The organism is Finegoldia sp. (assembly GCF_046991905.1).
GTDB lineage: Bacteria > Bacillota > Clostridia > Tissierellales > Peptoniphilaceae > Finegoldia.
Genome location: NZ_JBKWZF010000001.1, coordinates 142,130 through 161,773 on the forward strand (window position 1 = coordinate 142,130; position 19,644 = coordinate 161,773).

The following is a 19,644-nucleotide window of genomic DNA, read 5'->3' on the forward strand; positions in this document are numbered from 1 at the left end:
TCTCCTATATCGAACCAATTTTATCAACAGGATATAGCCTAAAGAAAACAACGCCACTTATTGAGTCTTTATTGATAGGCCCGATATACCTGCTATCATTATATTTATCCAGTTCTCTATGATCATTTATTACAAAGTATTCATCATTATTTAAAACCCACTTATTATTATTTAATTTCTTAGATTGTTGCAATAAAATATAAGGCTCATAGATTCTATTTCCATTAACGAAAATATCATCATTAATGATTTCTACAGAATCTTTTGGCATAGCTATTACTCGAGCTATACATGATTCACTATTTTTTTCGTCATAATATTGAACTATATCAGATTTTTTGATATATCCAGTAATCTTATTTAATTTATTTATTAGAATAAAATCTCCCGAATTTAAAGTAGGACTCATATTTGATGATTTTAAAATTTGCATTTCTAAAATAAAAGTTTTTATCACAAAACATACTAATATAGCTATAAATATAGCAAATATTAAATTTGATAGTTTGCTATTTAAAAATTTCTTCATCTTATCACCATTCTTTACCAAACTATTATAACATAATTTCTAATTAATGTTCCAGTTCACTTGAAATAATTAAATGTATAGTGTATAATAATAACACTGTTCAAAAATGAAGGAGGGATATTATGGCAAATATTAAATCTGCAATTAAGAGAATTGATGTAACTAAACTTGAAACAGCTAGAAATAAATCAAAAAAATCTGCTATCAAAACTTTTATCAAAAAATTTGAAGCAGCTGTAGAAAAAAACGACAAAGAAGACGCTACTAAATTATTTAATTTAGCAACTAAAAAGATTGATCAAGCTGCAAGCAAAAACACAATTTCTAAAAATAGTGCAGCTAAGAAAATTAGCAGAATGGCTAAGGAATTGAACAAATTAGCATAGAAATAATGTAAAGGATCCATTACATTATTTAAAGGTTGAATTAAATTCAACCTTTATTTTTTTGCTAAAATTTCACAAATACAATTTTCAATAAAGTATTTTGAATTTAATGTATTAGTTTTTAAAGTAGTCTCGACTTCATACATTTTATGAATTGAGAATCTTAACTGATCATACCTCCAATTTTTAACAAAATTTTGAATTTTTTTTAATTCATAAGATGATATCTTTACCCTTTTTATAATTTCGTTTTGTGATGATTTTAACCTTTGAAGTTCTTTTATATATAAAAGGTTTCTGAATAGTCTTATTACCATATAAAGAGTTTTAAATGTATCCGAAGTATCAATAATAAGTAAATCTAAATAATAAATTGTCTTTGATAAATCTTTTGAACCTATTGAATCAGTTAAATCAAAAATGTTCTTATCATATTGATTTATTAGAGAATTCAAATCATGTTCGGTTATTTCATTTTTATCTAAATTCTTAAATTTATCTAATTCATTATTTACATCAATTAAAGTCTTATCCGAGTTTTTTATTAAATAAAGAGAATACTCAATAAAAATATTTACGATACTATTATTAATCTTCTTTCCCTTTAAATAATTAATAACATAAGCTTTCAATTGATTTCTGTTGAGTTTATTGAATTCAATATCCTCACCGTATGTTGTTATTTCCTTCAAAAATTTTGATTTAAATACACTACCATATGATGTAATAATAATTAAACTATATTCCGGAATTTCTTTCAGGTAAGGTAGTAATTTATTAATACTTTCTTTATTTTTCGTAATTCCTGTTTTGCTTAAATCTACATCATCAATCAAAATTAGTCTTTTATCACTAAACATTGGAATCGTTTCGGATGAATTATAGATTTTTTCAAATTCGTATAACTCACACTCATCAAAACTTTGAGCATTGTAGTGTTTTTTGATTAGCGATAAATATTCTTCTATATAAAACTTTTCGTCTCCATGCAACAAAATGACATTGGATAATAAATTATTATCTAATTTTTGTTTTGCCAATGAAAAATCCATTGTTAACTCCTCTATTTTTAAAGTATATCAATATAAAAATTGTAGTAATAATTGAATTTTGTTCTTTTATTAAGTAATTAAAAACTGAATATTTGTCCCTATTAGCTTTTATCGTATTAATAAATTTACTTGATACAATCTCAATGTTTCCATCTATATCAGTTCTTTTAATTGGAATATTTAGTTTATTTAAATTATCTAGTGTTTGATGATGTGGGTGTCCATAATCATTTCTTAGACCTACAGAAATAATAGATATTTTTGGATTAACCTTTTTTAAGAAATTTAAATCTGAACTGTTTTTACTTCCGTGATGGGAAATTTTCAACACATCAGATGTTATATCTTCATTTAAAATATTTCTTTCATATTCTCCAGAAATGTCTCCTGTAATTAGTAATGAAATATCATTAACATATACTTTGTAAACTATAGATTTATCGTTCTCTTCATCACTTATGGGTTTATCAATGACTTTGATATAAACATTTTCAATTTTTAGTAATTGATTATCTTGCAAATTTACGTAATGGTTATTTTGATTATACTTGATTTTTAATATTTTTTCTCCATTAGTTCTAGATAAAACTATTGGATTATATGATTTATTTATGTTTATTAAATTTTTACTATGATCTTCATCAAAATGTGTCAAGAATACATATTGAAGATTATTTAAACCTATTTTATGTAGATATTCCATCAAGTATATTCCAGATTTATCATCATCTTTATATGATCCACCAGTATCTATCATAAAACTTTTAAAATATTGTCTTACAAGCAAACAATCTCCTTGTCCAACATCTACAAAATTTATGGTAGTAATAGGATTAAATATATTTAAAATTATAGGTAGTACTATACTTAACATTAACATATTTCTTATTGTTTGTTTATTAAAGTCATTTAATGTATTGATATAGTGTCGATTATAAATTGAAAATATAGTCAAATAATATAATACAATCATTAAAATAGAAAAACTGATAAAAGTATGACTTTCTATGTTTAAATACTTAATTGTAATAAAAATATAACCTATAATTTTAAGAAACATCTTTATTAGTTGGACAAATATATAATTAATGACATTGGGTACTAAAAGTACAATGGCAGATAGTTGAATTATTAGTGTAAAAATCGGTAAAATAATAGTATTTCCTATTATAAACCCAAACGTATATTCATTAAAAAATCTTAATTGTACTGGCAATAATATTATATAGACCATAAAAGAAAGTAAAAAATAATTATAAAATTTCTTATTTTCTTTTTTAAATTTAGGATACAGATATATTATAGTAAAAGTTGCTAAAAAGGAAAATATAAAACCGACATCTAACAAATTATATGGATTTATAGTTAAAATTATCAATGCAGCCATTATTAAATTGTTTAAATTATACCAGTCAATTTGCATCTGATTAGACAGCTCTACTATTACTAGCATAATAAATGCCCTAAGTATAGATGATGGCAGACCAACAGCATATCCATAGAAGGCTATTAAAATTAAAACAATCCAAGAAATGATTTTTCTATTTAAATTAAAAATACCTAAAAATTTATTTAAAATAGTATAAAGGATTATGATATGTAGTCCACTTATCGCAAAAACATGACTGATACCCAGTGCTTTCACACTCTTTTCGTCCTCTTCATTAAGAAGGTTATAACCAGTAAATACTGATTTTAATATAGTCGATTCTTTTTCATTAAAATTTGAATCAAATTTATTGGTTATATGATTTAATATTGTACGTCTGGCTTTTAATAAATATGACTTAGATTTTCCTATTATTTGAGGATCTGCTTTACAGTAAAAATCTCCGTAAATATTATTTTTTAATAAATAAAATTTGTAATTGAACATATACGGATTACCGTTAGTATATGCTTTACTAACTTTTGATCTTATATTAACTATATCCCCAATCTCAAATTCTTTTTTTGTGGACAATAAAAATTTTACATTATTTTGATTTAGAACTTTTACAATATATTTTTTATTTGACCTATTCTTATTAATAACTACAGCACTGATATCTAAAAACTCATTATCTTGTATATTATTGTATTTGTAATTTATCATATTTAAATGACTAATAGTCAAGAATAATATTATTAGTGATATAACAAACTTTTTCTTATCTTTATAAAATATGTAACTTGTAGCAATAATATCAACGGCGATAAATATTGGATTAAAATATAAGTATAAAATTGTTGTTAAAATTATCTGTATCAAAATTACTGTAGTGATTAGCATATTGCACCTAATTAATAGGAATCACAGCAAAAGCTGTGATTCCTCTAATACCATTTATCTTATTTACTTAAATTATAAAAAGTTTTAATTCCATCATATATTGCTGTAGATTCTAACATATCTTCAATTCTTAATAGTTGATTGTATTTACAGATTCTGTCAGTTCTTGAAGTAGATCCAGTTTTTATTTGACCCGAATTAGTTGCAACAGCTATATCAGCAATTGTGGTATCTTCTGTTTCACCAGATCTATGAGATATAACGGCTGTGTAACCATGTCTTTTTGCTAGTTCAATTGCATCAAGTGTTTCAGTCAAAGTTCCAATTTGATTTAATTTGATTAAAATGGAGTTACAAACTCCCATTTCGATACCCTTTTGCAATCTTTTAACATTAGTTACAAATAAGTCATCTCCTACTAATTGGATTTTAGACCCTAATTCTTTAGTTAATTTTTTCCATCCATCCCAATCGTCTTCAGCTAAGCCGTCTTCTATAGAAATAATAGGATATTTTTCAACTAAGTTTTTATAATATTCAATCATTTCATCACTTGATCTAACTGCATTATCTCCAGCCATATTATACTTACCATCTTCATAGAATTCACTAGCTGCAGCATCTATCGCTATCATTACGTCTTTTCCAGGTTCATATCCTGCTTTTTTGATTGCTTCAACAATAGTTTGTAGTGCTTCTTCATTAGATCCTAGATTTGGAGCAAATCCACCTTCGTCGCCAACTGCTGTATTTAATTTTTTTGACTTTAACACATTCTTTAAATTATGGAATACTTCTGTACCAATTCTTAAAGATTCCTTGAAGTTTTCGCCACCTACTGGCATTATCATAAATTCTTGAATATCTACATTATTATCAGCGTGTTGTCCACCATTTAGTATGTTCATCATAGGTACTGGTAAAGTTTTGCCATTTACGCCACCAATATATTCAAATAATCTTTGACCATTTTCTTCAGCAGCAGCTTTAGCAACAGCTAAAGATACGCCTAAAATAGCATTAGCTCCAAGTCTAGATTTATTTTGAGTTCCATCTAATTCTATTAGAAAGTTATCAATTCCAACTTGATCGAACACATCCCAGCCAACTAATTCATCTGCTATTTCTAAATTAACATTATCAACAGCAGTTTCTACACCTTTTCCTAAAAATCTTTTTTCATCATTATCTCTTAATTCAACAGCCTCATGAACTCCTGTAGATGCTCCTGAGGGAACAATTGCAGATCCCATTGCTCCTGATTCAGTATAAACCTCAACTTCAACTGTTGGATTTCCTCTAGAATCTAAAACTTCTCTTGCATAAATATCAATTATTGAACTCATTATTTATTCTCCTTTATTTATTAAAGATTTTCCTGTCATTTCTGAAGGTTTTTCTATTTCCATTAATTCTAAAATTGTTGGTGCTATATCAGCTAAAATACCATTATTTAATTTTATATCTTTATCAGGATATTCTATGAATGGTACTGGATTGGTTGTATGTGCTGTAAATGGTCCACCTGTCATTTCATCAATTAAATATTCACTATTTCCGTGATCAGCAGTTACTAAAGCATGATATTTTCCGTTTTCATGAATAGCTTTTAATATATCAGACAAACATTTATCAACAGTTTCAACAGCTATCTTGTCTGCAGAAATAACCCCTGTATGTCCAACCATATCTGAATTTGCAAAATTTAATATAATTAAGTCATAAATATCCTTATTTATAACATCAACAACATTATTCTTTACTTCTATAGCACTCATTTCTGGTTTAAGATCATAAGTTGAAACTTTAGGTGATGGAACCAAAATTCTATCTTCATTCAAAAATTCTTGTTCTATGCCACCATTAAAGAAAAATGTTACATGTGCATATTTTTCAGTTTCAGCTATTCTTAATTGTTTTAATCCATTTTCTGAAATAATTTGTCCTAAAACATTATTATATTTTTGTTTTGGATAAGCTATTTGAACATTATTAATAGTTTTATCATATTCGGTCATTGTAACAAATGAAATATCTTTAAATTTTTGTCTAGAAAAACCATCGAAAAAATCATCTACAAAAGCTCTAGTAAGTTGTCGTGCTCTATCAGGTCTAAAGTTAAAGAAAATAAAGGAATCTCCATCTTCTACTTTAATTCCCATACTATTTTCATCAACTATTGCACATGGTTCTATAAATTCATCAGTAATATTTTTATCGTAACAATTTTGCAAATATTGTATAGGATTGTTAGCTATGTTACCTTCGCATTTTGTTATGCAATTATATGATTTTTCAACTCTATCCCATCTTTTATCCCTATCCATTGCATAATATCGACCACTAATAGAAGCAATTTTACCTACTCCAATTTCATTGATATCATCTTGTAATTTTGAAATATCAGTTTTAGCCGATGTTGGAGAAACGTCTCTACCGTCTGTGAAACAATGTATTGCAACATTTTGGAATTCAAGTTTTTTGCACATTTTTAAAATGGCGATTAAATGATCATAGTGTGAATGAACTCCACCAAAAGAAACAAGTCCCAATAAATGAAGTTTTTTATTTTGCTCTTTAGTCTTTAAAATAATATTTTTTAAAACTTCATTTTCATAGAATTTTTCATTTTCAATATCATTAGTGATTTTACTTAAATCCTGATATATTATTCTTCCAGAACCAATATTCATGTGTCCAACTTCGGAATTACCCATTTGACCAGCAGGAAGTCCTACTTCATTTCCAGAAGCAATTAATTGAGAATTTGGATATTCATCCATAAGTTTATCAAATGTTGGTGTATTTGCTAATTTTATTACATTTCCAGGATAATCCTTACCCAAACCCCAACCATCTAAGATTATAAGAATTAATTTATTTTTTTTATTTTTCATAATTAATTAGTTTAGAAAAACTTTCAGTATCTAAACTAGCCCCCCCAACTAATGCTCCGTCAATATCATCTTTAGACATTATCTCTGCTACATTTTCAGGTTTTACGCTGCCACCATATTGTATTCTCACTGAGTGTGCAAATTCTTCGCTATACATTTCTGTTAACAAATTCCTAATGAATTTACACATAGATTGTGCATCATCACTAGAAGCTGTTTTCCCAGTTCCAATAGCCCAAATTGGTTCATATGCAATCACGAGTTTAGAATACAATTCTTTTTCGGTTATTCCTTTTAAGTCGGATCTAATTTGATTTTCGACGACTTTTTCTTGGATTTTGTTTTCTCTTTGTTCTAAGTTTTCTCCACAACAAAGTATTGGTTTTAGATTATGACTTAAAGCTGCGATTATTTTTTTGTTCAATAATTCGTCATCTTCTTTAAATATAGTACGTCTTTCTGAATGGCCTATAATAACATAATCAATCCCTAAATCTTTTAGCATATTAGGAGAAATCTCTCCTGTAAAAGCACCACTGTCTTCGTAATACATGTTTTGTGCCCCAGTAGAAATATCGGTATCTTTTAATAATTCATTTAGTGTTTTCAAAGATGTGAATGGAGAAATGATGCAAGCTTCAACATTATCAGAAATTTCTAAACTTTTTAAATTATCTAAAAATTTTTTAGTTTCTGCATCTGTCATGTTCATTTTCCAATTTCCAGCGATTAAAGGTTTTCTCATAGCTCTATCTCTCATTAATACAATCAATTCCTGGTAAAACTTTTCCTTCTAGAAATTCTAAAGAAGCTCCTCCACCAGTTGAAACATGTGTTACCTTATCTTTATTGCCAGATTTTGCAATAGCTGATGCACTATCACCACCGCCTACGATAGTTATAGCATCTGAATTTACCAAAGAATTTGCAATTTTAAAAGTACCATTACTAAATTGCTTTATTTCAAAGACTCCCATCGGTCCATTCCATACAATTGTCTTAGATTTTTGTATCTCTTCATCAAATATTTTAACAGTTTTAGTTCCAATATCAAACCCAGCAATATCTTCTGTAAATTCGTCAATGCCTATTACTTTAGAATCAGCATCTTCAGTCATTTCTTTAGCTACAACAAAGTCTACTGGTAAGAATATTTTGACTCCTTTTTCTTGAGCTTTTTCCAATAACGATTTTGCCAAATCTAATTTGTCTTCTTCTATTAATGATTTACCAACATCTTTTCCTTGAGATTTAATAAAAGTAAAAGCCATAGCTCCACCTATTAGAATAGTATCAACCTTGTCTAATAGATTTTCAATCACACCTATTTTGTCGGAAACTTTTGCTCCACCTAAAATTGCTGTAAATGGTCGTTCCGGATCTTCAAGTGCTTTACCCATTATTTCAATTTCTTTTTGTACTAAAAATCCAACTGCACTTGGTAAGAATTTAGAAACACCAACATTAGAAGCATGTGCTCTATGGCTAGTTCCAAAAGCATCATTTACATAAATATCAGCTAATTTAGATAACTCTTTTGAAAATGCTTCATTATTTTTTTCTTCTTCTTTTCTATATCTTGTATTTTGAATCAACATAATTTCTTTAGGTTGCAAATGTTTACTTTCTTCAATGACAGAATCATCAACGACTTTTTCATTATCTACAAACTTTACTTCTTGTCCAAAAATTTCTGAAAGTTTTTGTGCAACAGGCTTTAAAGAAAACTCAGGTTTTGGCTCACCTTTTGGTCTTCCTAAATGGCTCATCAAAATTACTTTAGCATTATTATCAATCAAATATTTAATTGTTGGAATTGATGCTTCTATTCTATTAGTATCTGTTATTACTCCCTCTTTAATAGGAACATTAAAGTCCACTCTAACTAGTACTCTTTTATCTTCAACATTTAAATCATTTAGTGTTTTTTTATTCATAGATTAACCTTTCTTTGAAAAGAGTCGATTGCAAAAAATTACCATCGACTCTTAATTGTTTTATTATCTTGTAGCTATTATTTTTGCTAGATCAAAAACTCTTGAACTATAACCCCATTCATTATCATACCATGAAGCTATTTTAACCATGTTGCCTAAGGCATATGTCATATCTGCATCAAATATAGAACTTCTTTCATCCCCAATAATATCAGAAGATACTAATTGATCTTCAGAATATCCTAATATACCTTTCAATTCACCTTCACTAGCTTTTTTCATAGCGTTATTAATATCTTCTTTTGTAACCTCTTTACCTAAAATAACAGTCAAATCAGTGATAGATCCAGTAGGTGTTGGAACACGAACTGCTAGCCCTGTCATTTTCCCTTGTAAATGAGGAAGAACTTTTCCAACTGCTTTCGCAGCACCTGTAGTTGTTGGAATCATACTTAAAGCAGCTGCTCTTGCACGTCGTAAATCTTTGTGGTGAGCGTCTTGAATGTTTTGATCATTAGTATATGCGTGAATTGTTGTCATTAATCCTTTTTCAATTCCAAATTCATCATCTAAAACTTTCGCTACAGGAGCTAAGCAATTAGTTGTGCAGGATGCATTTGAAATAATATCATCATTTTCTGGATCATATTCCTTATCATTTACTCCTACTACTATCATTTTTACATCATCTTTACCAGGAGCAGTTAATAAAACTTTTTTTGCGCCGGCTTTAATGTGTTTTGATAAACCTTCTTTGTCTTTAAAAGCACCTGTAGAATCTATAACTAAATCAACACCCAATTCTTTCCATGGTAATTCTTCAGGGTTCCTGCTGTTAACAACAGTTATTTCCTTATCACCAATTTTAATTTTGTCATCTGCTATAACTTCTACATCTTTGTCAAATGTACGATAAATTGAATCAAATTTTAGAAGATGAGCATTCGTTTTTAAATCACTAGTGATATTCAATGCCACTAATTCAAGATCAGGGTCATTTTTTTGAATTAAAATTCTTGTTACATCTCTACCTATTCTTCCAAATCCACTAATTGCTACTTTCATTTAATCCTCCTTGAAAAATTTCATAATACATACTCTTATTATATACCCGATTAATAATTTTTTTAATCTAATACTATACCTCAATATGAAGCGTATAGTTAGATATATTTGTACAATGGTCAGATATTCTTTCTAAGTTTGATAGAATATCCAAGAAATTAACACCAATTGTAGAATCACACTCATTGTTATTAATTCTTTTAATATGATTATGTCTATATTTTTTTTCTAAAAAGTCAACATTATTTTCAATATTTGCGACTTTTGAAGCCAAAGATTGGTCGTTATTTTTAAATGCCATAGTTGAATCTACTATTGCATTTTCAACGTTAGTATATAAATCCTTATATTCATCTATAGCTACCTTACTAAATTCCTTTTCTTCATTTAATATTAATGTTATAATTCCACAAATATTTTCAACATGATCTCCAATTCTTTCGAGGTCATTAAGCATATCTTGCATTATAAATATTTGAGTATGTTCTTCATCAGAAATTGATTTATTAGATAATTTTACTAAATATTCAACTATATGTTTTTCTAAATTATTAATCCTTTTTTCTTCATTTAGAATTTTAGTACGGAGCTTTTTATTACCTGTCATAAAATACTCATCTACATTTTTAAAATTTTGATATACAATATCACTCATTCTAATCACTTCTAGTCTTGCTTGCTCTACGGCAATAGAAGGAGTTTCTAAAATTCTATCATCTAAATATTGTAAGTCTTTAGCATGTTCTTCTCCTGGAACGATTTTCATCGCAGCTTTAACCAAAAAGTTAGAAACAGGTAATTGTATAGCAACATTAACAATATTAAATAAAGTGTGATAATTTGCTATTTGTCTCGAAACATTTAATGGTGTTAACATGTATACAATATTCTGCATCAATTTATTCAAGAATAAAAGTACTATTATAGTACCAACAGCATTAAATAATAAATGTATAATAGCAGCTCTTTTGGCATTTTTACCCGCACCTATAGATGAAATTAGAGCAGTAGTTGTAGTACCAATGTTTCCACCTAATAATAAAGGGGCTGCTTGATTTATCGTAAGTAAACCTTGCTTACCTAAAGCTTGAATTAAACCAATGGAAGCAGAAGATGATTGTACTGCAGTTGTCAAAAAGAATCCAACAAAAACCCCAATGATTGGTGAATTTAATTTTAACAAAGCATTTTTAAACCATAATTCTTTTGACAATGGATTTAATCCATCACCCATAGTATTCATTCCTATAAAAATTAACCCCAAGCCAACAAATACTTCTCCTAAATTCTTTTTTCTATCGTCTTTTGCACTCATATATAAAATAACACCAAAAGCTACAATTAAAGGAGCATATTTCGAAACATCAAATGCTATAATTTGAGCAGTAATTGTAGTACCAACGTTAGCGCCAATTATTACCCCTACCGCTTGGCTCAAAGGCATAATTCCTGCATTTACAAAACCTACAACCATTACTGTAGTTGCAGATGATGATTGTATAACCATTGTAACAACTATTCCTAGAAGTACGCCTATATATTTATTTCTAGTTAAAGATCCTACAATTTTCTTTAATTTATTACCTGACGATTTCTGAAGTCCTTCTCCCATGATTGTCATACCAAACAAAAATAGAGCTAAACCACCTAAAACCGGAGTTAAAATTTCCATAAAACCTCCTACTTTAATCCTGGAAAATCTATTTGTCTTAATGCTTCAAACAAAACTATATTACAAGAATTTGCTAAATTTAATGATCTATCAATTTCCATATTCATTGGAATTTTTATAGAATGATCTTTATGCTCATTTACCAAATCTTTATCTATACCTGAGGATTCCTTACCAAATACAAAAAAATCTCCATCTTGATATTCAACTTCATGATAATATTTAGTTGCAAAAGTTTCAACATAAAAAACTCTCTTATTTCCCTTTATGTACTCTAAAAATTCATCCATATCATCATGAATAACCAAATCAACTTTATTCCAATAATCCATTCCAGATCTTTTCAATAATTTATCATCTAGTCTAAAACTAAATGGCCTAACTAGGTGTAATCTGGAATTTGTTAAGACACATGTCCTTCCAATATTGCCTGTATTTGAAGGTTTTTCAGGTTCTAAAAGAACAATATTTAACATATCCACCTCTTTACGATTGTTTAACGATTATTTAATATTCCCATAAAAATATACCATAAAATATAGAGTATTTCAATTTTAAAAAACAACAAAAATATTTTCATAGAAAAAGACCATCAAACTTAAAGTCTGATGGTCTTAGAACTATAGATATTTTTTTATTTTTTCTACTATTTTGTCGGTAGTGAAACCAAAATGTTCCATGATTTTATTACCAGGTGCACTCATTCCAAATTCATCTATCCCAATGTTAAGACCATTAAGCCCAGTGTATTTTTGCCATCCATATGTTGATAAACATTCTATACTAACTCGTTTTTCGACATCTTTTGGAATAACAAAGTCTTTGTATTCTTGATCTTGTTGATCAAAAATTTCTTGACACATCATTGACACAACTTGGGCTTTGATTCCTTCTTTTTCAAGTATTTCACTAGCATCTAAAGCTAATTTAACTTCAGAACCAGTAGCTATAATAACTAAATCTGGAGATTCTTGCTTTTTAAGAACATATCCACCTTTTAAAGCATCTTTGTTAGTTTCTTTCAAGTTAACTAGTTTTTGTCTTGATAAAACTAATGCACTTGGAGTTTCTTTATTTTCTAATGCTATTTTATAGGCCATAGAAGTTTCAAAACCATCAGCAGGTCTTAGAGTATTAAGATTAGGAATAGTTCTTAACATCGCCAACTGTTCAATTGGTTCATGCGTAGGACCATCTTCTCCTACTCCAATTGAGTCATGAGTTAATATATATATTACTTGTCTTTTCATTAAAGCCGACAATCTCATTGCTGGTTTTAAATAATCAGAGAAAATCATGAAAGTAGCACAATAAGGAATCAAACCACCATATAAGCTAATACCGTTTGTAATAGCTGCCATCGCATGTTCCCTTACTCCAAATTGTAAATTTCTTCCACTCCTATTTGTTTGAGAAAATACATCTAATCCATTCATAAATGTTTTATTTGAAGGAGCTAAGTCTGCAGAGCCTCCAATAATATTTAGTTGCTTATCTTTCAATCTATTTAATAAAATATGTGAGTAAGATCTAGTAGCATCATCTTTTTCGAAGCTAGTAAATTCTTCTGAAGTTAAATAGTCTTCATCGATATCTTTAGACAAAAACTTCATTAGCTTTTCGTAAAGATCTTTATGAGTTTGTTTGTAGTCTTCAAACATGCTTTCCCATTCAGAATAGTACTTTTCTTTTTCTTTTGAGGATTTTTCAAATAAATCTTTTACTTCTTTAGGTATATAAAATTCTTGATCAAAGTCTAAACCTAATTTTTCTTTCAAGCTAGGAATATTCTCTTTTCCAATTGGGGCTCCGTGCGCTTTTGCGCTTCCTTCAACAACACTTCCATAACCAATCTTTGTTTTTATTTCAATAAATGATGGTTTGTCTGTTGTTTTTGCAATTTCGATAGTTTCTCTTATTTTTTCAATATCATTTCCATCTTCTACAAAATAAGTGTCCCACCCTAAAGCTTCATATCTAGCTCTAACATTTTCAGAGAAAATATTCTTAGTATCACCTTCAATTGTTATATTGTTAGAATCATATAAACAAATCAATTTCGATAACTTCAATGACCCTGCAATTGAGCTAGACTCGTTTGTTATTCCTTCTTGAAGGCAACCATCACCAACAATTGTATAAGTATAATTATCAAAAATTTTGTGATTTTCAGTGTTAAATTGACTTGCCATATATTCTTGAGCAATTGCCATCCCAACAGCCATACTTAATCCTTGTCCCAAAGGACCTGTTGTAGCGTCTATACCTTTTGTATGCAAATATTCTGGATGTCCTGGTGTTAAACTGTTATATTGTCTAAATTCCTTTAAATCATCTAAAGTTATTCCAAATCCAAATAAATGTAAAAGTGAATAAAGCATTGCTGAACCATGACCAGCTGATAAAATAAATCTATCTCTGTTTATCCAATCGCTGTGTTCTGGTGAAAAATGCATTATATCGTTAAATAATGTAAATGTCATAGGACTCGCTCCTAAAGGAAGTCCAGGGTGGCCTGAATTTGCTTTTTGAATCATTTCTACTGATAATAATCTAATAGTGTTAATAGCTAATTGTTTATTGTCCATATCATTCTCCTCTTTAAAATTCCAATGTTATTATATCACATTATTCTTATTACTTTAATGAGTATTTGCTACCTATATCAACTACAATTCCTAATAATTCCATTTTTGTAAGACTCATAAGTACATCAGAAATATCTTCGTTTAGTTTTAATGAAATTTCATCTGGTGAATTGGAATTAACTTTCAACAAATTGAAAATCTTATTTTCTAATTCGTTCAGATCAAAACTGAGTTGTGGTTTTTCTATATATTTTGATTGAAATTGCGGGATTTGAGTAATAATATCTAAAACATCAGTCAATAAATATGCTCCATCCTTAATTAACTGATTAGTTCCAGTTGAATAGACCGAGTTAATGTTTCCTGGTACAGCAAAAATATCTCTTCCTTGAGATAATGCGTAAGAAGAAGTAATCAATGTTCCACTTTTTTCTTTTGCTTCTATTACAACAGTTGCCAGTGATAAACCAGATATTATTCTATTTCTAAATGGGAAATTATATGGTAAAGGAGCGATTCCAAATGGATATTCACTCATAATTACCCCATTATGTGAATTAATCATATCTTGAAAAACTCTGTAATTACTTCTTGGATAAATTTGGTCTATTCCACAGCCTAAAACGCCAATTGTTTTATTATTATTTTCTAGCGCCGTTTGATGAGAAATTTTATCAATTCCAAGGGCTAATCCACTAACAACAGGTATTTTATATTGAGAAATTTCTGAAACAAATTTTTTGCAGGCATAAGATCCATATTGACTACACTTCCTAGCTCCAACAAAAGAAATACAATTATCAAATTCTTCAGTTAAATCGCCTTTATAATACAATGTATATGGTGCATCATCTATTTCAAGTAATTTTTTCGGATATTTTGAATCACCATATGTAGTAAATTTTATACTGTTTTTCCATAATTTTTCTTTATACAAATTTATATCGAATTTTTTCATATTTTTTAGAATAAATTCGTAAATTTTAGGATCTACTTCTAAAAGTTTTTTTGCATTATCGTAGATAATATCATCTAATGTATTATAGTTTTCAATAATTGGACTTATCCAATTATAATTCGTGTTTAAACTACTCAAAAATAATAATAAATCTGAATCCATAATTTACCCCTTTTCTTTACATATAGAATACCATTAATATTTATTTTTTTACAATAAAACCTGCTAACAAAAGTCAAGCATAACCTGAAATTAATTTCAGGTTATTTGATTATTTGAGTAATTAAATTAGTGCATGGCAAACAAACCGAGTGTAATCAATCGGCTTTTTTAGTGTAATTTAAGATTTTATGCTACTTTCAATTCTTGTTTTTGGGCTTTTGATTCCATAACTCTTGCATAGTAGATTCTTAAGAATTTGTTTAATCCTGCAAATTTACATACTTTTTTGGCTTTTCCTTCTTTTTCTTTTTTTATCATGTACTTATATATTTCATTTTCTGCTTTTTTATCACTCATCATACATTTTATTGCCTGGTAGCCTACTTTTCTTAGTATTGCGTTTCCTCTTTTACTTATTTTTCTTTGATCTGCTTTAAAGTTTCCTGATTCATATGGTGGTGCGTCTATTCCTATAAAGGATATTAGGCTTTTTTTGTTTTTAAATTTTGATAGGTCGCCAAATTCTGCTACTATTTGTACTGCTAATTTTTCTGATATTCCTGAGAATTTTTTTGCTTATTGATATTCTTCTAAGGGCTCGGATATTTCTATCATTTGTGATAAAATTCTATTTAGAATCTGATTTATTTGTTTTATCAGATTTATTCCTTCTCTGATATTTGTTTCTATTTTTGTGTTATGGGAAGGTTGTGTTGAGATACTATCCTCTGCTAATTGGTAAATGGCTTTTGCTTTGTTTGCATTTGGATGGTATCTCTTTTCTTTTGCCCACCTTTTATATTCTTCTATAAATTCTTCTTCTGTTTTTTCTAATACTAGGTCTTTATGCCACCATTTTTCTAAAAAGTCTAAGAGTTTGTCTTTTGAAAAGTCTCCTGAATTATGTAGTATTAGTTTTTTTATGCCTGGAAATGTTTGATGTATTGTTTGATCTATGTAGTTCATTTGATCGATTCTTAGCTCCATGTAATGTTGGTAGTTTCTGTTTATTTCTTTTAAGACTCTGTAGTTTTCTTCATCTACTTGTATTCTTCTAATTCTTTCCAATACATTAGTCCATATTCTGCTATTTGTTTTGCATCCATCTTGTCATTTTTTGCTTTTCTAAAGTTTAATGCTCGACAATATTGTTTCATTTTTAATGGATTTATTACTGTTACAAAGTATCCTCTATCTTTTAATTCATAAAGTATTGGTAGATGATATTTTCCTGTTGCTTCCATTGTTATTTTTACTTCTTCTTTTAATTTTTCTAGTTTCTCTATTAATTCTTCTACTTTTGTTTTTTTTAGAGAAACATCAAAGGGTTTCCAAATTATTTTGTTCCCTTGTTCTAATGCACAAACTGTTATTTTTTCTTTTGATATGTCTATTCCTACAGATATCATAATTTCCCTTCTTTCTTATTATTTTGTAGTTTCTACCTGCACCATTACACTCTTTTGAGCTTGTGACACGGACGTTTTGCCCAACCTGCTTAACCGAATATGAATAATGAAAAGGTAGTTGACAGTTTTATTGGCGGATGTTTCAACCCTAAAAGCGACTCGTCATACTACATCTTCATTATACAAAAATAGTGCAAGATAGGAATTACTTCCTTTCTTACACTATTTATGGTACTAAAAAGTCGACTATTATAAAATAATCGACTAATTTTTAATAGATTACAACTGGCATTCCATTTTCAGCCGAATTGAAAATTGTACGAACATGATTTATAGGAGTATTTATACAACCATGACTTCCAGCACCATTAAAGATTTGTCCACCGTAGGCGGCCCTTCCCTTTGTATCGTGAATTCCTACACCAGTATAGTCAATTTGCATCCAATAATCTACATGAACTTTATATTTTGATCCGTCTGGATTAAATCCTCTTAAAAATCTATCAGTTTCTTTTGACCAAATTTCAAATAAGCCTGTTGGTGTTTCGTGGTCAATTGATGGATCTCCTGTAACAACAGGTGTGTCTAATACTAGTTTACCATCTTTAAAATACCACAAATGTTGTGCTCCCAAGCTTATTTCAATATAGCTTTTTCCAAGAACTCCATTATTTCGGCTTCTTCTGCTATATACTAAATCACTATCTATGGTTTTACCGTTTTTTAAAGCATCTGTAATCATAGCTACTGTTTGTTTTTTGTTAATTTCATTTCCAAAAACTTTTGCTTTAACTTTTATGGATTTACCATTATGAGTTGTAAAATCAAAATCTTTTCCAACAACTTCGAATTTTTCTTTTAAATCATCTACAAAAATTCTAACTTTTTTATCTTCGAATTTGTAGTTTTCATCCAAAAAAATAGAGTTATCTTCAATTTTTTGCGATTCACCATTTGGCAACTTTAAGGTAATTGAAGCTTTTGCAATGTTTTCTAGTTCTTTTTTATTCGGTTCTAATTTTTTTTTAGTAACTTGAGGGTTAATATATTCAGAAGACAAAGTAATCTCATCCTTATGTTCATTAAACCCTTTTATTACAGATTCATAAACTTTTTCCAAGTCCAGTTTATTACCAAATTCTTCAGGCTTAATTATAGCCTTTTTATTTTCAAAAGTTAATTGTGCATTTTTAGGTTCTTTTATATTTTTAAATAACTCACTATTTTTTATAGTTTTCTTCAATTTTGCTGAATCTACACTTTTTTTAACTTTCACATCAGTTTCTATTCCTTTAATTAATTCAACAGGCCATAAAAAACCATGTTGAACATAAGTTTGATTCTCTAATGCAACTTGTTTTAACCCAGATTGTGAATTGTTTAATGTCACTGTTTTATTATCTCTTCCAATGATTGATGTAGTTTGTTCATCAAAAATATTCTTTACATCAGAAATTTTCCTTAATCCTAAACTTTCTCCATTAATCTTTGCATTTGGATAAGTCATGAAACTAAAAAATATTGAGATTAATATATAAACACCTAAAAGAATAGAAACTACCCAAATCCATGAATGTTTTTGACTTGATTCTTTTAGTTTGTAAATACTATTATTTTTTGAAGACTCATTGCTAACTTCATCATTTATTTTGTCTTCTTTTTTTTGTAAATCATTTTTCAAATTATCACCTACTATTTATTATTCCTGTATTTAAAATCATATCATAAATCCATTAGCATAGTAAATATTTATATTAAATTACATTGTTTCTATACTCTGTTTTTATTATACATTGTCGAATTTTTGAATAAAATATCAAAGATTTACTTTAAAATTGTAAAAAATGATGTATAATTAAATTGATAATACTAAAAAGGGGTGAATTATGGAAATAATTAATCTGGTAGTTTTATCTGATTCTACCGGGGACACAGGTGATCAAATAGCTCGAGCAGCTCTAGCCCAATTTGATATTACTTGTGAAAATGCAAAATTTCACTTATTTGGACATATCCGATCTATTGAGCATCTCAATTCTACTTTGAAGAAATGTTTAGAAATGGATAATATTATTATATATTATAGTTTAGTTCAAGAAAGTTTAATTGATAGCTTAAAAAAATTCTGTGATATGAATAATCTTATATCAGTAGATATTTTGACACCGTCAATTGTGGCTATTCAACGATTAACCAAACGATCTCCAGCTACAGACCCTGGAGCTTTGAGAAAGCTAGATGAACATTATTTTAAAAGGATAGACGCAATAGAATTTGCTGTAAGATATGATGATGGAAAAGATCCAAGAGGAGTCGCTAGAGCTGATATAACGATTATTGGTGTTTCTAGAACTTCGAAAACACCATTATCTATGTATCTTGCAAATAAGCATTACAAAGTTTGCAATATTCCACTTGTACCAGAGTCACCAGTCCCAAAGGAACTTTTTGAAATTGAACCAAAAAGAGTCATCGGTCTTACTAACTCTCCTGATAAGCTAAACAAAATCAGAAAAGAAAGACTAAAATCTATGGGATTGCCAACTGAAAGTACATACTCTGATTTGGGTAGAATACTTGACGAATTAGATTATGCTGAGAAGGTAATGAAGAAAATCGGATGTCCTATCATAAACGTTTCTGACAGAGCAATTGAAGAAACGGCAGAAGTTATTATCAGACATCTAAAAAAAATGAATGATTAAAAAGGAGTTTTT

The 19,644-nt window shown here is 28.4% G+C and carries 18 protein-coding genes and 1 pseudogene; 2 read left to right on the forward strand and 17 right to left on the reverse strand.

Translation table 11 applies throughout. The features are described 5' to 3' along the window. Positions 1-4 precede the first annotated feature (4 nt). Entirely contained in the window at positions 5-529 is a 525-nt protein-coding gene (lepB, locus tag ACLUJM_RS00730; RefSeq protein WP_412411874.1) for a signal peptidase I, read from the reverse strand. A gap of 122 nt (positions 530-651) precedes the next feature. On the opposite strand from lepB, the gene rpsT reads away from it, so the two are divergent. Beyond that, positions 652-915 (forward strand): 30S ribosomal protein S20, encoded by a 264-nt coding sequence (gene rpsT, locus ACLUJM_RS00735; RefSeq protein WP_002836452.1) that lies wholly within the window; start codon positions 652-654, stop codon positions 913-915. 53 nt (positions 916-968) lie between these two features. Here rpsT and holA read toward each other — a convergent pair whose 3' ends face one another. The 16 genes and pseudogenes from holA to ACLUJM_RS00815 form a co-directional block, all read right to left on the reverse strand. Then, positions 969-1,967, reverse strand: coding sequence for a DNA polymerase III subunit delta (holA, locus tag ACLUJM_RS00740; protein WP_412411875.1), 999 nt, complete (start codon positions 1,965-1,967; stop codon positions 969-971). Further along, positions 1,933-4,062: a DNA internalization-related competence protein ComEC/Rec2 gene (locus ACLUJM_RS00745; RefSeq protein WP_412411876.1), complete on the reverse strand. Its 2,130-nt coding sequence runs from the start codon at positions 4,060-4,062 to the stop codon at positions 1,933-1,935. The genes holA and ACLUJM_RS00745 overlap by 35 nt, the downstream gene beginning before the upstream one ends. A 236-nt stretch (positions 4,063-4,298) precedes the next feature. Then, on the reverse strand, positions 4,299-5,585 hold the full coding sequence (gene eno, locus ACLUJM_RS00750; protein ID WP_412411877.1) for a phosphopyruvate hydratase: 1,287 nt from the start codon (positions 5,583-5,585) through the stop codon (positions 4,299-4,301). A gap of 3 nt (positions 5,586-5,588) precedes the next feature. After that, positions 5,589-7,136 (reverse strand): 2,3-bisphosphoglycerate-independent phosphoglycerate mutase, encoded by a 1,548-nt coding sequence (gene gpmI, locus ACLUJM_RS00755; RefSeq protein ID WP_412411878.1) that lies wholly within the window; start codon positions 7,134-7,136, stop codon positions 5,589-5,591. Beyond that, positions 7,126-7,881, reverse strand: a complete 756-nt coding sequence (gene tpiA, locus ACLUJM_RS00760) for a triose-phosphate isomerase (RefSeq protein WP_412411879.1) — start codon at positions 7,879-7,881, stop codon at positions 7,126-7,128. Before tpiA ends, gpmI begins: the two co-directional genes overlap by 11 nt. A gap of 4 nt (positions 7,882-7,885) precedes the next feature. Then, the gene (locus ACLUJM_RS00765) at positions 7,886-9,073 is read right to left on the reverse strand and encodes a phosphoglycerate kinase (protein ID WP_412411880.1); all 1,188 of its coding nucleotides are present in this window, start codon (positions 9,071-9,073) and stop codon (positions 7,886-7,888) included. 63 nt (positions 9,074-9,136) lie between these two features. Further along, a complete protein-coding gene (gene gap, locus ACLUJM_RS00770; RefSeq protein WP_294684486.1) occupies positions 9,137-10,138 on the reverse strand; it encodes a type I glyceraldehyde-3-phosphate dehydrogenase in 1,002 nt (333 codons plus the stop codon). Positions 10,139-10,211: 73 nt separating this feature from the next. Continuing rightward, the gene (locus ACLUJM_RS00775) at positions 10,212-11,810 is read right to left on the reverse strand and encodes a Na/Pi cotransporter family protein (RefSeq protein ID WP_412411881.1); all 1,599 of its coding nucleotides are present in this window, start codon (positions 11,808-11,810) and stop codon (positions 10,212-10,214) included. An 8-nt stretch (positions 11,811-11,818) separates the two neighbouring features. Continuing rightward, positions 11,819-12,286, reverse strand: a complete 468-nt coding sequence (locus ACLUJM_RS00780) for a tRNA (cytidine(34)-2'-O)-methyltransferase (RefSeq protein ID WP_412411882.1) — start codon at positions 12,284-12,286, stop codon at positions 11,819-11,821. 144 nt (positions 12,287-12,430) lie between these two features. Next, positions 12,431-14,398 carry a transketolase gene (tkt, locus tag ACLUJM_RS00785; RefSeq protein ID WP_412411883.1) on the reverse strand — a complete coding sequence of 656 codons (1,968 nt, stop codon included), beginning with the start codon at positions 14,396-14,398 and terminating at the stop codon, positions 12,431-12,433. A gap of 49 nt (positions 14,399-14,447) precedes the next feature. Beyond that, a complete protein-coding gene (gene dprA / locus ACLUJM_RS00790; RefSeq protein WP_412411884.1) occupies positions 14,448-15,518 on the reverse strand; it encodes a DNA-processing protein DprA in 1,071 nt (356 codons plus the stop codon). A gap of 186 nt (positions 15,519-15,704) precedes the next feature. Continuing rightward, positions 15,705-15,878 (reverse strand): hypothetical protein, encoded by a 174-nt coding sequence (locus ACLUJM_RS00795; protein WP_412411885.1) that lies wholly within the window; start codon positions 15,876-15,878, stop codon positions 15,705-15,707. 39 nt (positions 15,879-15,917) lie between these two features. Beyond that, positions 15,918-16,076: pseudogene (locus ACLUJM_RS00800) on the reverse strand (transposase); the annotation flags it as partial. A gap of 18 nt (positions 16,077-16,094) precedes the next feature. Then, positions 16,095-16,586 carry a hypothetical protein gene (locus tag ACLUJM_RS00805; RefSeq protein WP_412411886.1) on the reverse strand — a complete coding sequence of 164 codons (492 nt, stop codon included), beginning with the start codon at positions 16,584-16,586 and terminating at the stop codon, positions 16,095-16,097. Beyond that, the gene (locus ACLUJM_RS00810) at positions 16,559-16,927 is read right to left on the reverse strand and encodes an IS110 family transposase (protein ID WP_412411887.1); all 369 of its coding nucleotides are present in this window, start codon (positions 16,925-16,927) and stop codon (positions 16,559-16,561) included. The genes ACLUJM_RS00805 and ACLUJM_RS00810 overlap by 28 nt, the downstream gene beginning before the upstream one ends. 271 nt (positions 16,928-17,198) lie before the next feature. Then, complete coding sequence (locus ACLUJM_RS00815; protein WP_412411888.1) at positions 17,199-18,608, reverse strand: L,D-transpeptidase family protein; 1,410 nt, start codon at positions 18,606-18,608, stop codon at positions 17,199-17,201. A gap of 205 nt (positions 18,609-18,813) precedes the next feature. On the opposite strand from ACLUJM_RS00815, the gene ACLUJM_RS00820 reads away from it, so the two are divergent. Beyond that, positions 18,814-19,632, forward strand: coding sequence for a pyruvate, water dikinase regulatory protein (locus ACLUJM_RS00820; RefSeq protein ID WP_412411889.1), 819 nt, complete (start codon positions 18,814-18,816; stop codon positions 19,630-19,632). Positions 19,633-19,644 lie beyond the last annotated feature (12 nt).